General features: G+C 40.0%; 13 protein-coding genes. 5 read left to right on the top strand and 8 right to left on the bottom strand.

The genetic code is table 11. The features are described from left to right. Window positions 1–152 precede the first annotated feature (152 nt). The 6 genes from K0I62_RS01765 to K0I62_RS01740 all read right to left on the bottom strand — a co-directional run bounded on the left by K0I62_RS01765 (window position 153) and on the right by K0I62_RS01740 (window position 13,640). Window positions 153–2,825, bottom strand: a complete 2,673-nt coding sequence (locus K0I62_RS01765; protein ID WP_220069854.1) for an ATP-binding domain-containing protein — start codon at window positions 2,823–2,825, stop codon at window positions 153–155. Between the two features lie 87 nt (window positions 2,826–2,912). After that, window positions 2,913–5,660, bottom strand: a complete 2,748-nt coding sequence (locus K0I62_RS01760) for a phospholipase D-like domain-containing anti-phage protein (protein WP_220069853.1) — start codon at window positions 5,658–5,660, stop codon at window positions 2,913–2,915. Between the two features lie 57 nt (window positions 5,661–5,717). Continuing rightward, complete coding sequence (locus K0I62_RS01755) at window positions 5,718–8,771, bottom strand: anti-phage-associated DUF1156 domain-containing protein (protein WP_220069852.1); 3,054 nt, start codon at window positions 8,769–8,771, stop codon at window positions 5,718–5,720. Between the two features lie 124 nt (window positions 8,772–8,895). Further along, window positions 8,896–9,975, bottom strand: coding sequence for an anti-phage-associated DUF3780 domain-containing protein (locus tag K0I62_RS01750; RefSeq protein WP_220069851.1), 1,080 nt, complete (start codon window positions 9,973–9,975; stop codon window positions 8,896–8,898). A gap of 50 nt (window positions 9,976–10,025) precedes the next feature. Then, a complete protein-coding gene (locus K0I62_RS01745; protein ID WP_258405063.1) occupies window positions 10,026–13,151 on the bottom strand; it encodes an anti-phage-associated DUF499 domain-containing protein in 3,126 nt (1,041 codons plus the stop codon). Between the two features lie 300 nt (window positions 13,152–13,451). Then, window positions 13,452–13,640, bottom strand: coding sequence for a helix-turn-helix transcriptional regulator (locus K0I62_RS01740; protein ID WP_220069850.1), 189 nt, complete (start codon window positions 13,638–13,640; stop codon window positions 13,452–13,454). Between the two features lie 146 nt (window positions 13,641–13,786). Between K0I62_RS01740 and radC the strand changes: the two genes are divergently transcribed. The 4 genes from radC (at window position 13,787) to K0I62_RS01720 (ending at window position 15,742) form a co-directional block, all read left to right on the top strand. Next, window positions 13,787–14,263 carry a RadC family protein gene (gene radC, locus K0I62_RS01735; RefSeq protein ID WP_220069849.1) on the top strand — a complete coding sequence of 159 codons (477 nt, stop codon included), beginning with the start codon at window positions 13,787–13,789 and terminating at the stop codon, window positions 14,261–14,263. 168 nt (window positions 14,264–14,431) lie between these two features. Next, window positions 14,432–14,845 carry a DUF2787 domain-containing protein gene (locus tag K0I62_RS01730; RefSeq protein ID WP_220069848.1) on the top strand — a complete coding sequence of 138 codons (414 nt, stop codon included), beginning with the start codon at window positions 14,432–14,434 and terminating at the stop codon, window positions 14,843–14,845. Window positions 14,846–14,966: 121 nt separating this feature from the next. Continuing rightward, window positions 14,967–15,527: a tyrosine-type recombinase/integrase gene (locus K0I62_RS01725; protein WP_220069847.1), complete on the top strand. Its 561-nt coding sequence runs from the start codon at window positions 14,967–14,969 to the stop codon at window positions 15,525–15,527. Beyond that, entirely contained in the window at window positions 15,524–15,742 is a 219-nt protein-coding gene (locus K0I62_RS01720; RefSeq protein ID WP_220069846.1) for a helix-turn-helix transcriptional regulator, read from the top strand. Before K0I62_RS01725 ends, K0I62_RS01720 begins: the two co-directional genes overlap by 4 nt. A 211-nt stretch (window positions 15,743–15,953) precedes the next feature. Here the strand turns inward: K0I62_RS01720 and K0I62_RS01715 are convergent, their stop codons facing one another. Both K0I62_RS01715 and K0I62_RS01710 read right to left on the bottom strand, forming a co-directional pair. After that, on the bottom strand, window positions 15,954–16,628 hold the full coding sequence (locus tag K0I62_RS01715) for an inovirus Gp2 family protein (RefSeq protein WP_220069845.1): 675 nt from the start codon (window positions 16,626–16,628) through the stop codon (window positions 15,954–15,956). Window positions 16,629–17,001: 373 nt separating this feature from the next. After that, on the bottom strand, window positions 17,002–18,228 hold the full coding sequence (locus tag K0I62_RS01710; RefSeq protein ID WP_220069844.1) for a hypothetical protein: 1,227 nt from the start codon (window positions 18,226–18,228) through the stop codon (window positions 17,002–17,004). Between the two features lie 224 nt (window positions 18,229–18,452). Between K0I62_RS01710 and K0I62_RS01705 the strand changes: the two genes are divergently transcribed. After that, the gene (locus tag K0I62_RS01705; protein WP_220069843.1) at window positions 18,453–19,235 is read left to right on the top strand and encodes a hypothetical protein; all 783 of its coding nucleotides are present in this window, start codon (window positions 18,453–18,455) and stop codon (window positions 19,233–19,235) included. Window positions 19,236–19,288 lie beyond the last annotated feature (53 nt).

Genomic DNA, 19,288 nt, shown 5'->3' with positions numbered 1-19,288 from the left:
AAGTGTTGCCCCATAGTAACAACATAGAGTTACGATAAAACCGTAATTTTAGTGTAATTATTACAAGTACTATTTATGTCAATATAATCATAGGTTAATAATTAATTTCTATGAAAAAATCTCCAGGTAGGAGGTTCTCTGATGACTGAAATCTAGTTGGCTTGCCAACATGAATCAAACCTATCTCTGAGAGGCTCAATAGATTCAGGTAATGAGTTATGGCAGACAAGGCCTAAATAGGTTGCAGCTCTTGTTGTGCCAACATAAAGATAACGATCAAAAAGATCAGGCTTTTTTTGAGCTAATTCATCGATACCGACAAAAAAGACAGCTTCAAACTCAAGTCCTTTGATATGCTGGACATCAAATACTCGGATATCGGTCCCCTCACCAAGGGCACTTCCTTCTTCGCAAGCTACAACACTGAGGTTAACTTCTTCTAGATAACTAGCCAGTTTCTCGGCTATTGGCTTTACTTCTGCTTCAGAGTTAACCAATACGGCAATGGTAGGTAATTGTTGAACTGCACGTTCCACCTCCATAATCCGTTCAGCGATCCAAATTACAGATCCGTTATCGCCTGCGTTTTCGCATAGCACTGGCTTGACACCGATATGATTGCTCTCCACGGGGAGCTTGCCTAATGCGCTTAGATCTCCACCCTGTATGCGTAAGAGCTCGCCTGCAAACTCATTTAAAGTTTTGCTTTGTCGATAAACAAGCTGAATATGCTTGATAGAAAGACGAGGTGAAATCCAAGACAATTGTTGCTGACTGCGAATGCCTGTGGCCGTTATACGCTGATTAAAGTCTCCACATGCAAAAAATGATTTAGTTTTCAAAGAGGTTAAACTTTCCATACAGGCTAGTTGCAAAATCGAAAAGTCAGTCGCTTCATCGACCATGACTTGATTTTTATATAGGTCCGAAATACTCGCAAGATATGAAAACCTCGCTTCATCAAGGGATTTAGCCACAAAACCTTGCATCATCAATTGCCGAGCTGTTTTTAGCATTAACAGAATGATGGCATCCAGTTCAATGCTCGAGAGCTGAGTCGTATTAGTTACTTCAATGTCATAGAAATCAGCCAGAACTGTTTTGTCCTTTCTAAAATATCTATAACTCGTAGCTACATCTGACACATAGCGTTTATGGCTATTCACAAAGCGGCGTAAACCATTTTGATAGCTAATGTGCTTGCCGATTTCAAACAGCACATCATCGCTGGGCACAGACTTTTCAAGAAATCTAATAATTGATGATGAGCGTGATTTTTTTGGTAAGCTACGTTTTAAGTACTTAGTTCTTGCCAAAGCTCGAATCGCAGACAAGTAGGCTTTCACAGCGACTTGAATCGTATTATTACTCAGGGCAGAAACTTCTTCTTGCTCATCATCGAAAAACTCTTCGTCATCCGGTTCATTTTCCTGATGAAGGGTTTCTAAGTACTTAGCTAATTTATGGAAAATTTCTCTATCATTATTATATAAACGGTTACGTTCTTTTTTTAACAAATCGTCGGCAATAGTTTTTGAGTCATTCAGTGCTGACTTAAAAGAATCTTCAATCGTTTCTAATTCACGATAAATATCTATCAGATTCCGAGATTCAACTTTGCTAGCTAGCAATTGTAAATGTTCTGATATGGTATATGCAGAATCTGGGGCTGCAGAGGTGGCAATCACTACTCCTTCTTTAAATTGGTATTTTAATCGTTGTTCATGAAAATCCTCAAAGGATCCATACCAACGACTAGCATCGTCAATCACTGCAGGCGCTAGGTTTAATAAATCGTTCTTTAACGAGAACTTCCCGCCATTAGCTGAACGTAAAACACCCAGAGCATTGCGTGCAATATCGTTGCGAAAACTTATCCATGTCCTGATGTGTGAGTCCGATGCCGGTACTTGTTCCCTGCTAAAAGCCTCTTTTAAATAATGCTTAAGTAGCTCCGACGGAGTAAACATTATCCAGCTAGACGAATGTTGCATTTGGTTTTTAGATGTTTCTGTAAGCCGCTTTTCTTCGGCTTCAAGAGACTCTATGTCCAGCTTTTGTCCCAAGCGCTTAATTAACGTGGTGGTTTTCCCTGTTCCTGGAGGTCCGAGAATGATAAGTTGGCTATTCAAAGGTAAGCGAAAGATTTCTCCTTGGAACGTATCCAATATTGGCTGATCCCTCAAACCCATCGCAGTGCGAACTTGATGGCCAATACCCGCCGAAACACCACTTTTAGCCTCAGCCTGTTCCAGTAGTAGATCAAGCTCATCAGCACTATCGAAATCTCTTGCTTGTATAAGAGCGCGCAATGATTCAATAGAATAGGCGCCTCTATTAAGATGGCGATATTGAGTTTGGGTTGAATCCCATCCATCGGTTTCTTTTTTTGGTCGAAAACTGGTTTTCTCTATCACATAAAACAGCTGCTCTCTTCCGTCGAGAGTAATCTTAGCTTCGTCGCCTAACATCACCTCTGCTAACCGTCCGATCGGCGAACGGTAGCTAGCAAATATTTTTCCCGAAGGAAGCGGCAAGTTGGTGTTTCGTGCAATAAATATTACTTCTTGATTTTCGTTGTCATCCTCAATAACTAGTCTAGCTATCGCTGGTTCTTGACAGAGTTTGAGCAGTTGGTCACGATTAGTTTGTTGGATACTGGCGAGGTTTTGAAAAGCTTTATTTCCTGTAAGAGTATTGCCACTGGCAAAACTATCCGCCCTCCAAAAGCCTTCACTGTCAAGCTTACTAGTTGCGTTATCAGCAATTTCTGAAAATGTAGACAATGTGTCTTCAGCCAAAGAAGAAAAATCAATATCTGCCATATCCAATATCCTTATCCATAGTTAATCAAACTAACCAAAGCTACCTTTTACAACTTGAGTTGACCTCAAAATTCATTTTATTCATGCTTATTTCGTATCACTCCACCCAGAAGTCATCAACTCACTAAAATCTCGACGAGATAAAACATCTGAACAATCTCGCCAATCTTTTTCTGAAGGTTCCATCGTTGAGGTGTAACGAAGGTCAAAACCATTAGCTTGTTTTTGCGCATCGATATATTCATCCATTTTCTCGCCCATGGTTTCTATATCTTCAATCCATTCATCTTTGATTGTGTCGGGGAGTGAACCAAACAAGTTGTAGCGATCTTGCATACGCTCAGATAACTTATCGTAAACCTTCTCATCAACGGTTTTTTCATTGACTAAATTAAGCATGTCGACTTTATCGCGTACTTGACCAAAACGCTTGATTCGACCAATTCTTTGTTCAAGTTTTGTTGGGTTCCAAGGCAGATCAATGTTCATTAACGTGCCTAATGTTTGTAGGTTCAAACCTTCACAGGCAGCGTCAGTGGCTACCATAATTTCTAGTTGATGTTCAGCAACCATGCGCTTTAAGGTTTCACGTTCAATATTAACGCTATCACCTTTTTGGTAAAGTCTGCTGCGGCCTGCGCCTGCGTATAAACCCACAGGTTGATCAGGGTAACGAGCAGCTAATGAGTCTGCCACCCATCTAGCAGTGTCGTAATATTGGCTGAAGATAATTACTCCATGCTTAAGCCACTGCTCTTTTTCAAGATAATGGATAATAGCTTCAAGTTTGGGATCTTGTTTTATTTTTTCTAAACGAGCGATCATACGTTCAAGAACGGCAATCTCATCTGAGTTTTTATCAACTTTTATTTCAATTAACTGTTCGTCGCTTTCTTCTTGAACCGTTCTTCCTTCTAAAAGCATTTTGGCGGTATTAAGGCCAGCAACAATACTGGAACAAATTCGTTGCTCCATAAGGTTTTTCATGAAGCCACTGCCTTTTCCGCTTTGAGCTAGCGCTTTACCAAAATTACGCGCTTCCGCATAAGCTTGTTGAAAATCTTCGCTTGTTCTAAGTGCTTTCCCTTCGAATAAACTTGTGAAGGTATGCTCGTCTTTCGACAAGTTTCTCTGAGGATGAACGTCTACACCTATTCGGGGTAATAATTTTGCATCTTCAAGTGTGACTCGTTTACGTAAAACGATATGACGAATAAAGGGGTTCTCTCTTTGAAAAAAACTCGCGCCAGCTATATCGCGCTCTAACTCATCTTCAAGGTAGTCCCTTGAGTCATATGATAAATCAGTCAGTGGGTTTTTAATATCCCACTTTTTGATATTCAGAAGACCTAGGTCTTCTCTGATCAAACGAAATAATTTTCTAGAATGCGGCTCGTTTGAAGAATCAACGTCAGGTAATGGTGAACGTAATAATTCCCAAGCAAAATTAGGCTGAGTTACTCGCTGTTCACCTGAAAGTATTGGTAACACTTTTTCGGGCCAATGCCAGTTAGCAAAATCATTACCTAGAACAAAGTTGCCACTACCTTGGTGTAAAATACCCATAAGGTCCCATAGATCTTCTGGGCGGGTTTGTATAGGAGTTGCTGTGCCTAAAAGTACATGGTCAGAGCGAGCCGCAATGTCTCGCATAAAGGCAAGCAAGTTATTATGTTCACCTGCGTCTTTGCCAAATCCTTGTTTACTTCTAGCTTTATGTGCTTCATCTAAAATAGATAGGCCAAAACGCATACCGAGCAAATATTCCTTTTCTGGGGAACTTTGCATCATTAAGCCAGTTGAAACGATACCAATCCGCAATGGGCATTTTGCAATAAACTGTTGGCCAGATGGTGAAATTATTCTTCCTTCTGGGTCTAGCCAGGCTTTCTTTTGTGTGTGCCAGCGAGCACAAGGAATGCCCAATTTATCTATCATTTCGGTCTGCCATTGCTCACATAAGGTGGCTGGACAAAAAATAATAACGGGCTTTCTTTTTTTGTGTTCTTTGTCGCTAAGTAAGCATAAGCTGAGTGCAGCAGTCCCCATAGACAACGTTTTACCTAAGCCGACTTCATCGGCTATTAATAGGCGAACAATGCCATGATTATGATAATGGCGAATACATTCACTGACAAAGCCCTGCTGCCAAGGTTGTAATGAAAACCCTTGTCGGTACAGTGGCGACTCAATGAGTGCCGCTGGCGCTACATCATCATCGTCAATGTCTTCAAAATCAATTTCTCGACGATATCCTCTGCGTTTTACTTCTCGAATAACTGCATCAGGCAGTTGGCGAGCGGCATTCCATAAAAACTCGAATTCCTCTTCTATCCAAGCTACTCCTTCCGGCGAATCATCTTCCCACAGAATTTCATAATGCCGTTGCCAGCCACTGCTGGTTTCATTCATCGAGCCCATAAAACCGAGTTTGCGGCCATCGGCACACTCAATAACACCCGCTTTACCGTGTAAAAAACCGCAAATACTGTCAGGCGCAACGCGAATAACCTGCCCATGTTTAGCTAAAAAACTGTCAAGTCTTCTGTAGCGATCACGGTTTAACAATGCTTCAGTTTCTATATCTTGCTCGTTCCAGCGACCAATCATTTTTGATTCACGTAATTTAGCAACCTTGAGGTCATCGGGATGGATATCGACATTACAAACAATTTTGACTTCAGGAATAGCTTCTATTAGCTCATGCGCAACTTCAAATAACGAGCTAGTAAAGTAGCCCGCTATACGTTTATAGCTGCGAGCATCTTTTAAATGCTCCAGTAAAAAACTACTGTCTAGCTTATGAGTGCGTGAAGAAAACCGTCTGATCGTCATTATCTTACTAAACCTTATTCCATGGGTTTTTAATCACTTGAATTTAAAACTAAATTCCTAGTTCCCTATTGCCCGCATATTACGTAAACGTGCACCTAATACTTCAGCGGCATCACGGGTCGCCTTTTCTGGTGCTTTGTTTTCAATGAAGGTCAGTACATCAAGCAATAACACGCGTATCTCCATAAAATCAGGAAGTTCTACTTGAAATTGACTAATCACCACTTGTGGATCAACTTCGGCTAATAATTGCTGTAAACCTATGATTAAATGCCCAAGCCAAGTAGACCCTAACTCGTTACTGTCTGTCAGGTCACGTGAAGCAAATTCAGATATTCTTTTAAGCTGAGCATTATTTGCAGTCACCTTACCCATCACTCGGTTATATTCAGAGACATCAACACCAAAGGCTTTTTGGAAATTTTGGTAATTATCTAGCTTAGATGCACCTGTAGTTTCTATATCCATCATGCGTAGATAAAAACGCTGAAGCCCGCTGAGCTTTTGCCACGTATCAACGGTAAGTCCATCAGGAACTAATAAGCTATTAGCTGCTTGTGCTGCTTGTTGCACAATTTCATCTATAACGGTCACTTCGCCTTTAGTGCGAGGTTTCAGTGCAAATGTTGTGACATCTTCACCACCAATGTGCGTATATGCGGTTAACACTTTTAAAGCAGCGGCATAACCAGCCATTTGTAAATCGGAATCGTTAAATACTGGTTCACCCATCTTATCTTTCACGTCATCGTTAAGATGCATCATGGTTTCGATTTGACGTTTCACCTCGGCACGAACGGCAGGTAATAACCGTTGTTTAAAGCCCACGTTTTCGCCAGCAGGGCGTTTACGTAGCATCAAAATAACTGTGCCTTGCACGTACCCCCCTTTTTTCAGTTCAGTGCTGGTTTCTGTAGCGATATACCAAGCGCCGACCACTTGTAAACCCGCTGCCCAGAAAATACCAATCATGTCAGACCAAACACTGGTATCTTGATGGGTGAACATCACGCATTGCATGCCGTTATCAGGCATGTGGTCAGCCATAGCTTTATAGGCATTGACCATGCCTTTTCGGAAGTTATCTCCAACCCCTTTAACAGCTAAAGCTCTTCGTGAATCCCATGTCCACTGGTCAAACGGTTTAGGTGCATTCTTTCGTAACCATCCAATGAAAAACTCTGTAATTTCATGGTAGTGAACCGCATCAGCATAAGGAGGGTCAGTAACCCAAATATCACAAACATCAGAAACATTTTTTGCTTCGCAGGTAACTATTTTAGTACTGGTTTTGATAACGCCTCTAGAGTGATATCTGGGGAGGTAAGAGTCTTTAAGCCCATAAAAGCTTCTATGTGCATAATTATAATTAGGATTGAGCGCCTGGTTTGAAAAGGTATCTGTGGCATTATCACTAGCCCCACCGACCTGCTTACCAGTTCCATCTTTGGCAATTCTTTTTCCAGATGTAGCCCATCTACATAACTTGGAATTAAAGTTCTGTAAATCTAAAAAGTTAAAAGCAGTAATAGAATTGACATGCTTCGCAGTTAGCGCACCTACCAACAAGTTTCTTGGCGTATGCAAGTGATGCCAGTGCGTCCAGCCTCTTGTTTTTATTGGCTCATCTGTTTTGTCTCCTGATTCAATCTCCATATCAGGAATAAACCCAGAATCCTGCCAAGACGCAATATTTTCATTTAGAATTTCATAAACTTTATTTTCTCTTAGCTGATCTTCCTCTCTATTTTTTGTAAATAAAGTGACTTGTCTAGTTTCGTTTATAGATTTCTTAGTAATCCACTGAATTGCATATAGTCTTTCTCTAAATATGTCATCTACTTTTGGTTGGAAGTCTGATTTTTCCCACCTTCTCAACTTATTAACAACTTCTCCATCCTGGTTTTTATGGTCACCTCTCAAAGTTTTAATGGGGGTACGATATGTTTTACCATCTAAGGTATAGACCATGCTGCCATTTTGAATTGTCCCATTGTCAGCAACCTTCATTTCTTCTTCACTAACATTTTCTACAACATCAATATCGAAAGTTTTAGTGCTTGTATTCGCAACTAGTTTAGCTACGATATTTCTATTTTTAGAAATAACCCAGCTCGGCGCAAGTGGTATGCTCCATCCTGTTTCTGGACATGTTGCTTCTAAGCAATATAAGAATGCTTTTGCTCTATTCCCAGATGAATCAAATTCAACACCAAGTTCTGTTAATTCTGCATCTACTTTTTCAAAAAGCTCTTGCTGCTCTTTTGAAATTATTTTTCGCTTATCATCATCAGAGCCAATTATATTTAGTGCCCCCCAGGTCAGCATGCATGCCACTGGGTTCAAATCAGATGCATATGCATTGCAACCTAGTCGTGCTGCTTCAAATGGGATTGAACCTCCGCCACTAAATGAATCACCAACAGTAGGTCGATGACCATATCTAAGCACACCGAGTTGCTCAATTAATTCATATAGAGAAAAGGCGCTTATTCCAAATTGACTGTAATATTTATTTATCTTCTCCCAAACTGGCTTAAGGAGCCATTCTTCATCTATTTCTTCTGGGCGTTTGCAATGAATTGCCTTTTCTTCATAACTTGCCATTGACGCTAATGCGCTTTTATATAGTGATATTTTATCTTCGTCGGAGACATCTCTATTCCAACGTATGTTGATACCTAGTTCATCAGTATTTATTGGGAAATGTAAATTAACGACTTCATCTTTCTCTACAGAGTTCTTGGTAGAAAAAGCAAAAAAATGCCAAGGATTTTCAAGAGAAAGAATCGAAGCTAGGTGTTTTGGCTTGAGTGAATTCTGTTTAAGTGCTCTTCTAGATAGACCATTATCATCTATGGCCATTAGCATTTCGAAAATTTCTAAATCTTTTTCGGTATTCCCTGTTTGCGGTAAAAGAGTCCCTATGACCACGGATCTGACTAAGAACAACGGCTTTCTACCTTTCCAAAAAGAACCTATAGCAGTAAGCGTTTGATTCGATCCTGATTTCCGCTCACGTTGCGCTTCAAAAGATATTTTTTGTGCTGGAAATACAGCTTCGATCAGTGCTGGCGCATCTTTTAGTGCAAAGGGTGTTAATTGTGTCATGTAATTTTCATCTCCAAACAGCGCGAACATGAGTAAATTAACTAATGAAATGCGTCGCTCTGTATTGTATTAAGTATTGTTTTAAGCCTCGAAGTATCACTCTACACTAAGCTAAAATACTGTTTTACTTTTTGCCAAAACCAAGTTCTTTGAGGCTGCGGCCTTTTAGATCTCGCCATGCATCCATACCGCTACGTGGGTTGCCTGCTATCACACAAGCAGCAGCACTTGGACTTTTAAATTGGTACTCACAGGTAAATGAATATATATCGCCATCTTTTACAAACACGCCATCATCTACAAGCTTTTGACGAAGGTCTCTTATGGCTGGACGCAGTGATTTAGCTTGTGCAATATTGGCAGTAGAGCCTTTTGTAACCAAAAATTCCGGTTTACTCATTTCACCTACTGGATGCCCAGCGGCTTTAGCCTGCTTTGCTTCAAACAAAAACAAGTCATTTTCAGTGGATAGAACTTGATGAGTTGATTCATCGGATGGCAATGAATTGGTGTCATCCTCAGTTACTGAAACTTCATAACCAGGTGACGATTCTTTTACGTCATTAGTTGTCAGTAACTCTGTGCTTTCATCATTGGATGACTGTGGTTTTGTACCTGCTGATTTCAATAAAGCGCTAGCAGTAGTATTAGATGTTTGGCTGCGTTCTACTTGCTCTGTTTGTACAATATCACCAAGTGCATGACGCAAAGCAATGCGCCAGCCGACATCACGATCTTCAATACCTCCAGTACTCATGGCCGTCATGCCAAATAGCCACCAGCGCTCTTCAGGTTGAAGTGCTAACCAGTTGCGTATTGCTACAGGGATATTATCAATATCCATACCCTCAACTGCCCAAGCTAGTACACAAAGTTCTTTGCCTAGTAAACGGTCAACAACATTTTCACCTACTTGCCAAGAGCTGGTTTTTAAGCCGTAGCTTTTCAAGCGCGCATTAAAAGCACGCTGAACTTCCGCACGAATTGCCGACCAACAAGGGCGATCGAGAATAACGCGATCAATTACGGACAATTCTTCGCTTTGTGCTTGTAACCCAAGATGTTCACGAATTTCAATTTTTCCGCTATTGGCTTTAGGAATAATGACCTTAAAGTGATGAGGATCACTCGATGCAGGCACTCCAAAGCCCAGCGTTGGGTGTTTAGCCGCCGCTTGTTCTGTGGATGTTTTCACCTTTGCCATTATTTTATCCTCACTAGTGTCATCATTATTGCTTGTATACCCTCAATTTCTTATTCATCTTGAGAGACATCGCCAGGTTTCAATTCAATACCCACTAATTTTGCGAATTCTTTAGCTTCAAAGCCGTTTTCAAACTCAATACCGTCTTTAACTGAGATAGTAACCTGAGCATCCGCTTCCTTTAGTACTTCGCGTAAGCTGTTAATAGTGTTTTCTATCATGGCGGCAGTAACCTGACGCTCACCAAATCGAATACCTACGGTATTTTCGCCTTCTCCAATCTCTATTCTAACGCCTTTGAATTTGGTTGACGTTTGATCTCGAAAACGATTGATCACACCAAATACTTTGTCTGTGCTATCAAGCGGCACTCGTTTAGTACTGTTTAACCGTGCAGGCTTGGTATCATCTACTTGTACAGTTTTGTCACCACTATGCGGTATTGGAAAATCTGCTGTTTTGTTGGCTTCACCTGATTTTGCATAAACGAGCAAGCGGGCAGCGTCAGTGCCAATTTCAAACGGCGCATCATAAGCTTTACCGTCTTTTGGATTGGAGCCATCTAAGGTGTAAAACATTTGCGCACTTGGGGTGCATTGCAAGGTGATCTTACGTTTGTCTGCTAGCGGTTCTACTTGATGGCGAATTTTTAAATCAGCCAACCAACGCGTTATAGGACCTACTTCATATTTGCCACTTGGATCTTTTACTAAAAAATACAATGTGCCTTGCGTTGAGCTGAAACTTTCTAAATCTTCGACTTGTGCGTCAGCTTCTGTTACTTCAGGTTTAGTTGAATAATAAATCACAGGGCTTTCACCAGCATTGCGCGGTGTTAGACTGAGATGTGATTCTCCAGTGTCTGGATTAGTACTAAGCAAAGAAACATTAACGCTGGTTTTTTCTTTAGGGAATGGACCTTTTTCAATATAGCCATCTTCACCCAAGCGCCAGCGACCTTGTTTTAATGCTTCAGTTTTAAGCGTATCCATGCCACTACTTCCAGGCATCCACGGCCAACCAGGATTACACTTGGCTTTACTTACAACATCTTTCCATGGAGTACGTCGGTTGTTTGCGCCCGATGGCCATAATTCATATTCTGCCAAGGCAAAGAATTCACTAAATTTGTCCTTTAGATCTGCGGCTAACTTATAATTTGCGCGAGGATCTGCCATTAATTTTTCAATCTGCGCTTCAGCTGATTGATCACCTTCACCTACTTTCAAGCCATTGTCGATAGTGACTTTTAGTAAACGCTCTGAACCGTCTATTTCGTCTATACCTGGGAATAAAATGGTGTTGTATGCAGCTGATAGTGCCTTAGTAAAACGACCTTCAGCCTCTTCAAGGCGGTCTCGCGCTTCTTCGTACAAGGTATCACCAGCTTTTAAGCGCTCATTGATTCTCTCTATTGCATAAAGCTCGCGCAAGCGCTCTTCAACCGCTTCGGCCATTAAACTATCTTGGCCTGTTAGTACCAATAAGTTATTTTTTTCTTGCTGAAACTCAAAAAAATTAATCAATTCGCTAGGCGGTACTTTTCCATCGGGCTTTATGACGATTAATACACGTGGTCCAGTTAATTTTAACTCATCCATACGTGGCAATATTTGCACTTCCTGATAAGCATTACGCTTGTTTGGCTGCAATATCCCTTTTAAGCGATTAATTAAAGCAGTATCTATTTTCGGTTGAGGAATTTCTTTGGCATTACGCTCAATTTGACGAGATAAATTCTCCGTTTCTTTAATGAAAAAGCGTTGATCTTCGCGGTGTAGGTACCATGCATGTTCACGCAGGTTTTTTATCGCATCAAGAAACTCATCGGCTTTTCTATTAGGGGCAGCCAAGAACTCAATAATTTCACTTTCAGATAAACCAATACGACCACCTACAGCACGAGATAATGAAGATGCAAGTAATAACGTCATTAGCTGAGTTGCAGCATCATTACTTTGTTCAGCATCGATTGCCTCTGCTATCGCATCGCCTTTATCAGCAATGTCACGAGTAACCGCTGGGACTAGCTTAGGTGAAATCCGCTCTATCTCGTCTTTGACTTGTTCATCATTCAAATCAAGGTGCTGAGTTCCTATTAAGAAGACATCATCAGTTGTTCTTTGATCAACGCTTTTAAGTAAGCGGGCAGTAAACTGCATCAAACCACGAGTTTGACGGAACCCTTCGTTTTCTTTGAATAACGCAACTAAGTGTTTAAAAGAGGGGTGGAACGGATACGTTTCACGAATTTGTTCTGCAATTTGCTCAATACTGGATGCAATGATGTAGCCGCCATCCTCTGCTTTTTTAATTTGCTGAGCATATTCTTCGGCTATCTCATTAATGACGGACTCATCAGGCATCTCATCAACTAATCGCTTTTTCAGAATTTCATAAATCTCATTACCTGATAATTGCACTGGGGTAATGGTCATTGATTGACGGCGAGTTTCTTGCTGAAGATTCGAGATTGAATCAGCTAATGCTTTGGTTTGTGCCTTATAGCTGCCAGTTAAATTAGCAATAACGATACAGCAGTTAGGAAGCTCTAGAGCTGCACTCATTAATGCGCTTAAACTGTAAACAACCATATTAGCTAATGTGCCTGAACCGTAAACTTGGGTGCTTGCATTGTCTAAATATGGCGGTAACTCGTCGATCATTATTAGCGTTGGTGTATCACCAATAATGTCTTTCCATTTTTGTTGATCAACTGATTTTGGACCATTTACCCAATAGTCTTTTATCTCATCTGCTGCACCTAACTGTGTGGCTATTTCACCCCAGATATAATTATCAGGATTATTTCGACCATTGAAAGCAGCAATGCGTGCATTACCAAAATCTAAGCGGTTATTGAGGTCTGCTGGTAAAACACTAGGTCGCAAGTGAGCATGCTTTGCGAGCAATCCTAAGGCGATCATCATGTGGGTTTTACCACCACCCATTGCTTGGGTTAGTTCGAAAACAGCTTGATCAGATTTACCAGATAACCTTAACATGCCTTCACGGAATAGCTGCTCCATACCGTGTGTGACAAAGTTTCTTGAAAAGAAATCTCCTCCGTCACCTGCGTCGGTGATGAGGTCAGCCAAGTTCTCTATTCCTTGGCTCATTCTATAATCCTGAATTACAGGATTAAAGCGACATGCCTGCTTAACCGTCTTGATCATCTTAATCGTACTCCAATGGCGCTAACTTAAAAAATAGTCGTGATTATTCTCACCAATCAACTTCTATATAAGCATCTGAAAAAAAAGGGAACACCAGATAGATGCGAAGCCGTTCCCTTAGAACATAAACCCGAACAAGTTTGGGATTATCAAACCATACATGGCGTTATTTTACGGCCTAAAACAACGCTTAAGTCTACAATTTTTCCAGTAATAAAACTATGATTTGCTTTATGAAGTGCAACCTTAAATCATCGTGCAAAAATTAAGCATCCACACAAGAAATACAATTACATTGAGTTAATCTTGACCATCCCGCTCTTCTATCCTTTCTAAAATCCAATCTTGCACTTCACTTTCAACCCAAGCAACAGCCCTTGCGCCTAGACTTACTGGTTTTGGAAAGGTCTCATCTGCAATGTAGTTATAAATAGTTGAGCGCCCTAGGCCAGTACAATCCATTACTGCTTTCAGTTTAATTAGTCTCATTGTGAATTCCTCATGTTTCATTCACAACATGAGTTGAGCTTGTAAAAATTTACGGTTGTCATCACCTAGATAAAATACGAAACCAATAAATTTCAGATATATATCACCACTGTGCATAAGCAAATAACTGATTAAAGGAGGCTTATATGCACAACAAATTTATCAATCAAACAACGTCACATTGGCCCACGACAGCCCTTCAAGTGCTTGAGAGTGCTGCGAGTATCATTGCAGAAAAACTGAACCATCAGGATGTGTTCACTAACCCTCAGAGCACAAAGGACTTCCTTACTTACAAGTTAGGTGGTTATGAGCGAGAGGTATTTGGGGTGATGATGCTCAACAGTCAACATCAGCTCATAGAGTTTCGTGAATTATTCTTTGGCACCATTGACGCTGCCAGTGTTTATCCAAGAGAAGTAGTGAAAGCCGTACTTGAAGTAAATGCCGCTGCAGTGATCTTTTCTCACAATCACCCTTCCGGTGTATCTGAACCATCTCAAGCAGATAAGCTCATCACTAAGAAGCTCACCGAAGCCTTAGGGTTAATTGACGTGCGAGTCTTAGACCACATAATTGTGGGTAAATCCCCGGTCTCACTGGCGGAAAGAGGTCTAATTTAACGGTCTCGGCATTCAGTATTTTCTATTTCGAAAACTTCGGGTTAATAGCATTCGAAGCCTATCAATTTCGATGTAACTCAAAACAACTCAACCACCAGCTAACAAGAGATTAGGAGCGTGTGCTCCTAATCTCTTGCTGTTGCGCGTTTATTCAGTAAGGACGTTTATATGACAATTTCAATTGATACCAATCAAAGACCCGCTATGCCGGCCCCTTTCTATCAGTTACTAACACAAGAGTTAATTAACACTAATCCAAAGGACGCAAATGCCATCACCTTGTACTTTAGAGATCCTGACTACTCACCTCAGCGAGGTGGATTTCATCCTGTTGAAGTGAGGCTTGAGAAACAAGTTGATCACTGGCGATTAGTTTACGTGACTGATTTCGCTTTTCATGGGCATGACTCCCCAGAGCTAATCAAGGATATCGATATCTGCTTTAACAGTAAGCAGGTCTATAGCTCGATTGGCGGATGGATAAATCATGATGAAGGAGCAGACCTGATTGAACTATTTAGCGACAACTTCACCAGCTATCACCATATGAATGTTTATCAGGTGCAAATTGCACTGGGATAACACCATTTAAATCCCAAGTTCCCATATTGGTAAAACGGGAACAAGCAAACCCTTACCCCATGGGCCTTTGCGAAACCAAAGTGCCCAAAACATCGATATAGCAGAAAAAAGGAACTTGCCCATGCCAGAGGTTCAAGCAGTTAAAGATCATGATACGGTTAAACTCATTAGCTTCTTGCTTGAGAAACAGTTTAGCCAACAACTTGCTGATGTGTGGAATATCGGCCTAAACCTAGCGTTACGCATCTCTGACCTACTTTCAATTAAGTTTGATGATATCCAAGACGACAGGTTAATCATCCGTGAGTCCAAAACAGGTAAACTCGCTAACATTAAACTCAACTCGACAACCCTTGAGCGTATAGCACGTATTCGCCAAGAACATCCTAACCATATCTATCTTTTTCAATCCTACCGTAATCAACGATCTAAGACCGTGAAGCCTGCACCGCTTTCTCGGCGTTACGTTTGTAGAGCACTAGCGATGGTAGGTGAAGAAATAAAACTAGCCCTAGGTACACACTCCATGAGAAAGACCAGGGGCTATCATCTCTACCAAAACACTAAAGATATCGGTCGTGTAATGAAGATGCTCAGACACAGCTCTGAGGGCGTTACATTGCGATACATCGGCATTGAGCAGGATGATGTCGACCAAGACTTTCAGGAGCTTGAATTATGAATACTCTACAACCAACATCTAAGCACTTTCAGCTGATGAAGATACAACAAGTCATGAAGGTGACTTGCTTGGCTCGCTCAACCGTATACAAGTACTGTGCAGACAACAACTTTCCCAAACCGATTCAACTTGGCAAAAGAAATGCTGCCTGGGTAGAGAGTGAAATAAAAGAGTGGATTGAGCAGAAGATGCTTCAACGAGCACAGCCTCGTTGATCATCCATACTAAGAAGTGGGGTTACCTCCATTTCTTTTTTGGTCATATATCGCCCGTTCACTCATTGACCTCTAGCTATTTTATTTGGTGATGAATATTGGTTTTATCAGAAGTAATACAACAAGACTAATGAACCTGGAACCTTTAAAATGCTAGTTAGTACCCTAAAGGCCTTCAGGTATATATTATCTTCTAAAAACGATTTTCAGCTTATTTGCGACTACAGCCAAATGAATGAGTACGATCACCATAATGCTTGGTATCGACTTTAGCCAAGTAGCTAAGCCTGTTGAATACAGATTGATAATCCTGATGGAAAGTAACAGCATTGATATCTAAAGTGTAATACGGTGTATCTTTCGGGAAGTGAACAAGTGGTGCGGCTTGAAATGCTTCTCTACGTAGCGCGCTAGCCCAGGCCTTAGTGATTTTAGTACTGAGATTATTACCAAGCTGATTATAATCCCCTAGATTAAAGTACCTATCCCGATTAAAGAATAATGCTACATGATAATGATCCTGTAGAGCATCATTCCTTTCTTTGACCCATACGTACCTGACAGTACATGGATGCACCCGAATACCTTGCTGCATCTTCCTCAGTAAGTCTGCTTCGACTTGAGCTTTAAGCGAAGCCATAAAACGTGAGATAACGTTAGTATCGAATTCCATTGGATAATCAACACAATCAGGTCTTGCTGGTAAATGTAGATCAACTCGAACCACAAAGGTTCTTCTATGATCTTCTAGTGAGTATCCAATAACACGTTGAATAGAGCACAAGTGGTTCTCGATTAACTGATAGTTATGATTAACGGCTACGCCATTAAACACACTACCATTAAGTAAAACTAAGTTCTTGTTATCACAATGTCTTAAAGCCATTCTTACTCTCCTATGATTAAGTTCATAAGAGATGTCTAATTACTATTTTTTTATCGTGTTCTCATGCCACCCAAAGCCATCACTTTGAAGGTGATGGCTAGTTACTAATCACTACTAGCATTGTCATTAGTCTTCGACATGACAATGAAAAGCTTCTTTTAGCAGTATTAACAAACAGACAAACCAACCTTGAAAAACCAGCAGGCTGATAGGAATCGATATTTCGATTTCGTTGGGATAGCTTAGGGTGAGGTAGTTCAGATTTACTCTGAAAATAAATTATTAAATTAGTTATGAAATCTTGTTTATTAGAGATTGATTTCAACTATCGGAGACTATGATATCTTACTTCATCAACACGAAAACCGAGGTGCTACTCCTTCTTAAAAAAACAAATCAATGAACACAATTCTAGGCGAAATCGCGGATTTTCAGTCTGTTTAAAAGTTCGCTCAATGATAAAGTTCATTTTTTCAAAGTCGTGTTCCATATTTTCATCCATTTTATTCCTAACAGCTTTAGCAACATTGAGAGATATCTCAAAAATTAATCTAGAAAATAATTTGTTATGTTCAATTAATGGAAAACCAGTTTGTTTCTGTTCTTTTAAAAAACTTGCAGGCAATAGTTCATTTTCAATCTCAAGATGCAATTCATCATAAACGGCATTGGCTTCAGCTAGTTGATTCCAACATGAAGACAAAATATATGCTGCCAGCTCAGTTAAATACGCTTGTAGGTATTTCACTTCCTTATTAGTTGGATCTTTAAAAAAAGCTGATAACACTCCTATCTCATCAGGCTCAAAAATACCTGGCCTCACATTAGGCCAATGCTCAAGTCTTTTATGTTGAAATAAATCAACAGCCTCTACTACAAGACGTTCTGAGATATTTTGAGGTAATTGTATTACAGGCCCACGGGCTTTTTTATCACCAAGTGATTCATGCTTTAAATCTAAAAAATATATACTTGGCTTGAGTCCAAATAACGCCTTACCAGTCATTCCTGTCACAACGTTTTTTATGTAACCTTTCTTAACTAGCTCATTTAGCCTTGGCTTAATCTGCGCAACAGACATACATAAAATTTTAGAGAAATCAGACAATCCATAACCTTTAACAACACCTCTTGAATCCCCCAACAACAGGAGTACAGCCAGCACAAACTTACAATCAACTGTCAAATCTAATCGAAAATTATTAATTGTAACGGTATCTTCGGTATCTTCTTTACTAGAAACGACTATATGGTCACAAGTGGGACTTAATACATATTCGACTATATCTGTTTGATAAGAAGCACGTTGAATCCTTGGTTTTTTAGATATCAACTCTTTAATTGGTTCCCCCAGATCAAACCTGTTCTGGCGCCTACCTTTACAATCTTTGTATGCCACTTTTATCAAATACTCATGCTTAACCAAGTACTTCAAGGCATCCCTAACAACTCTCTCTGACACACTAAAAATTTTTGCTAACTCTTTCACTCGTCCCTCATCTAAGGGATCTTCATGAAACTTCAAAACCCAACATATGAGAAACAACTTAACTTGATACTTTGCGCCTTTCATTTCATTAAGTAGCAAATTAGCAATCATAAACAATCCATTACATTTCATTTAATCAACGCTATAAGCTACTTCAAAATGATACATTCCACAATAAACTATAGTTATCATGTAATCGTCACGAGTGACAGCACGAGTGACAGTACGAGTGATAGCACGAGTGACAGCACGAGTGACCATTAATTCATTGACCAAGAGTGACCAAGTCAATTAATGTATCTTGGCAATTAGATGTATCTAAATGGATAAATGGTATGATGCTTAACAATAATAGAAATGCTAATTGGCTCAATGAAACAGATCATGAACAGTGTCGCTGGGCTAGGAATTACATAAAAAAAAGCTGGTTTTACCTTAAGGAGATCCAACTGCTGAATCTTACAGGAACTTCAGATCAGCAATATATTTCAACAGCGTTATCGATAATGGAAACGCAACAGGATGTAAAGCAAAAGATAAGAGCCATTCGAAGCGCGTGGAGCTCATACAAAACGAGAAAAAAGAATAAAGGCGATAGCAGACATCTAACTATAAGGCTGTCTATCGATACTCAACGCAAATTAGAAAAGTTAACAAAAACGACACAGTCAAAAAGCTGGGATGACGTAATTGATCACTTAATTAAAGAACAATATAAGAATATTATATTAAAAATAAAAGCTAACAATCTCTCCCAAAATATCTCCCAAAAAAGTAGCAGGTATTCTTCAGAAAATATTAATTTTTTAGAGCATAATAAAGTTAAAAATAAACTCAAAAGTGCTGAAGAAAAAAAAGCCCAATTAGAAGTATCACTACAAATTGCTACAGAACAATTAGCTTTTAAAGAAAAATGTATAGAATCACATTTAAAGAAAATAGCTAAGTTCGTTGACCAACTGAATGCTTCCTCCATCACAAATGCGAACTTAGTAGAAACGGAACAATTAGAACAAAACGAACAGCAAGGCCAATCTAACTCTGAGAAGCCTTCCCCCATTGTTGCAAGGAAAGGAAGAAGACGAACTTATAGTAAGGTAAGGGACGCGTATAAATGAACACCATTCATGGTGGGTGAAATGGTGGGTATGAATCAACAATCAAACAACAC

It is taken from the genome of Shewanella psychrotolerans (genome assembly GCF_019457595.1).
Taxonomy (GTDB): domain Bacteria; phylum Pseudomonadota; class Gammaproteobacteria; order Enterobacterales; family Shewanellaceae; genus Shewanella; species Shewanella psychrotolerans.
Note: the sequence above shows the minus strand (reverse complement) of the source record. Positions and strands in the feature narration are given on the sequence as shown.

Excerpts from the sequence above, each read along its gene's own strand:
- K0I62_RS01710 (WP_220069844.1), bottom strand. The coding sequence starts at position 18,228 with ATGATTGCTAATTTGCTACTTAATGAAATGAAAGGCGCAAAGTATCAA.
- K0I62_RS01765 (WP_220069854.1), bottom strand. The coding sequence starts at position 2,825 with ATGGCAGATATTGATTTTTCTTCTTTGGCTGAAGACACATTGTCTACA.
- K0I62_RS01725 (WP_220069847.1), top strand. The coding sequence starts at position 14,967 with ATGCCAGAGGTTCAAGCAGTTAAAGATCATGATACGGTTAAACTCATT.
- K0I62_RS01720 (WP_220069846.1), top strand. The coding sequence starts at position 15,524 with ATGAATACTCTACAACCAACATCTAAGCACTTTCAGCTGATGAAGATA.
- K0I62_RS01715 (WP_220069845.1), bottom strand. The coding sequence starts at position 16,628 with ATGGCTTTAAGACATTGTGATAACAAGAACTTAGTTTTACTTAATGGT.
- K0I62_RS01755 (WP_220069852.1), bottom strand. The coding sequence starts at position 8,771 with ATGACACAATTAACACCCTTTGCACTAAAAGATGCGCCAGCACTGATC.
- K0I62_RS01760 (WP_220069853.1), bottom strand. The coding sequence starts at position 5,660 with ATGACGATCAGACGGTTTTCTTCACGCACTCATAAGCTAGACAGTAGT.
- K0I62_RS01745 (WP_258405063.1), bottom strand. The coding sequence starts at position 13,151 with ATGATCAAGACGGTTAAGCAGGCATGTCGCTTTAATCCTGTAATTCAG.
- K0I62_RS01730 (WP_220069848.1), top strand. The coding sequence starts at position 14,432 with ATGACAATTTCAATTGATACCAATCAAAGACCCGCTATGCCGGCCCCT.
- K0I62_RS01740 (WP_220069850.1), bottom strand. The coding sequence starts at position 13,640 with ATGAGACTAATTAAACTGAAAGCAGTAATGGATTGTACTGGCCTAGGG.
- radC (WP_220069849.1), top strand. The coding sequence starts at position 13,787 with ATGCACAACAAATTTATCAATCAAACAACGTCACATTGGCCCACGACA.
- K0I62_RS01705 (WP_220069843.1), top strand. The coding sequence starts at position 18,453 with ATGATGCTTAACAATAATAGAAATGCTAATTGGCTCAATGAAACAGAT.
- K0I62_RS01750 (WP_220069851.1), bottom strand. The coding sequence starts at position 9,975 with ATGGCAAAGGTGAAAACATCCACAGAACAAGCGGCGGCTAAACACCCA.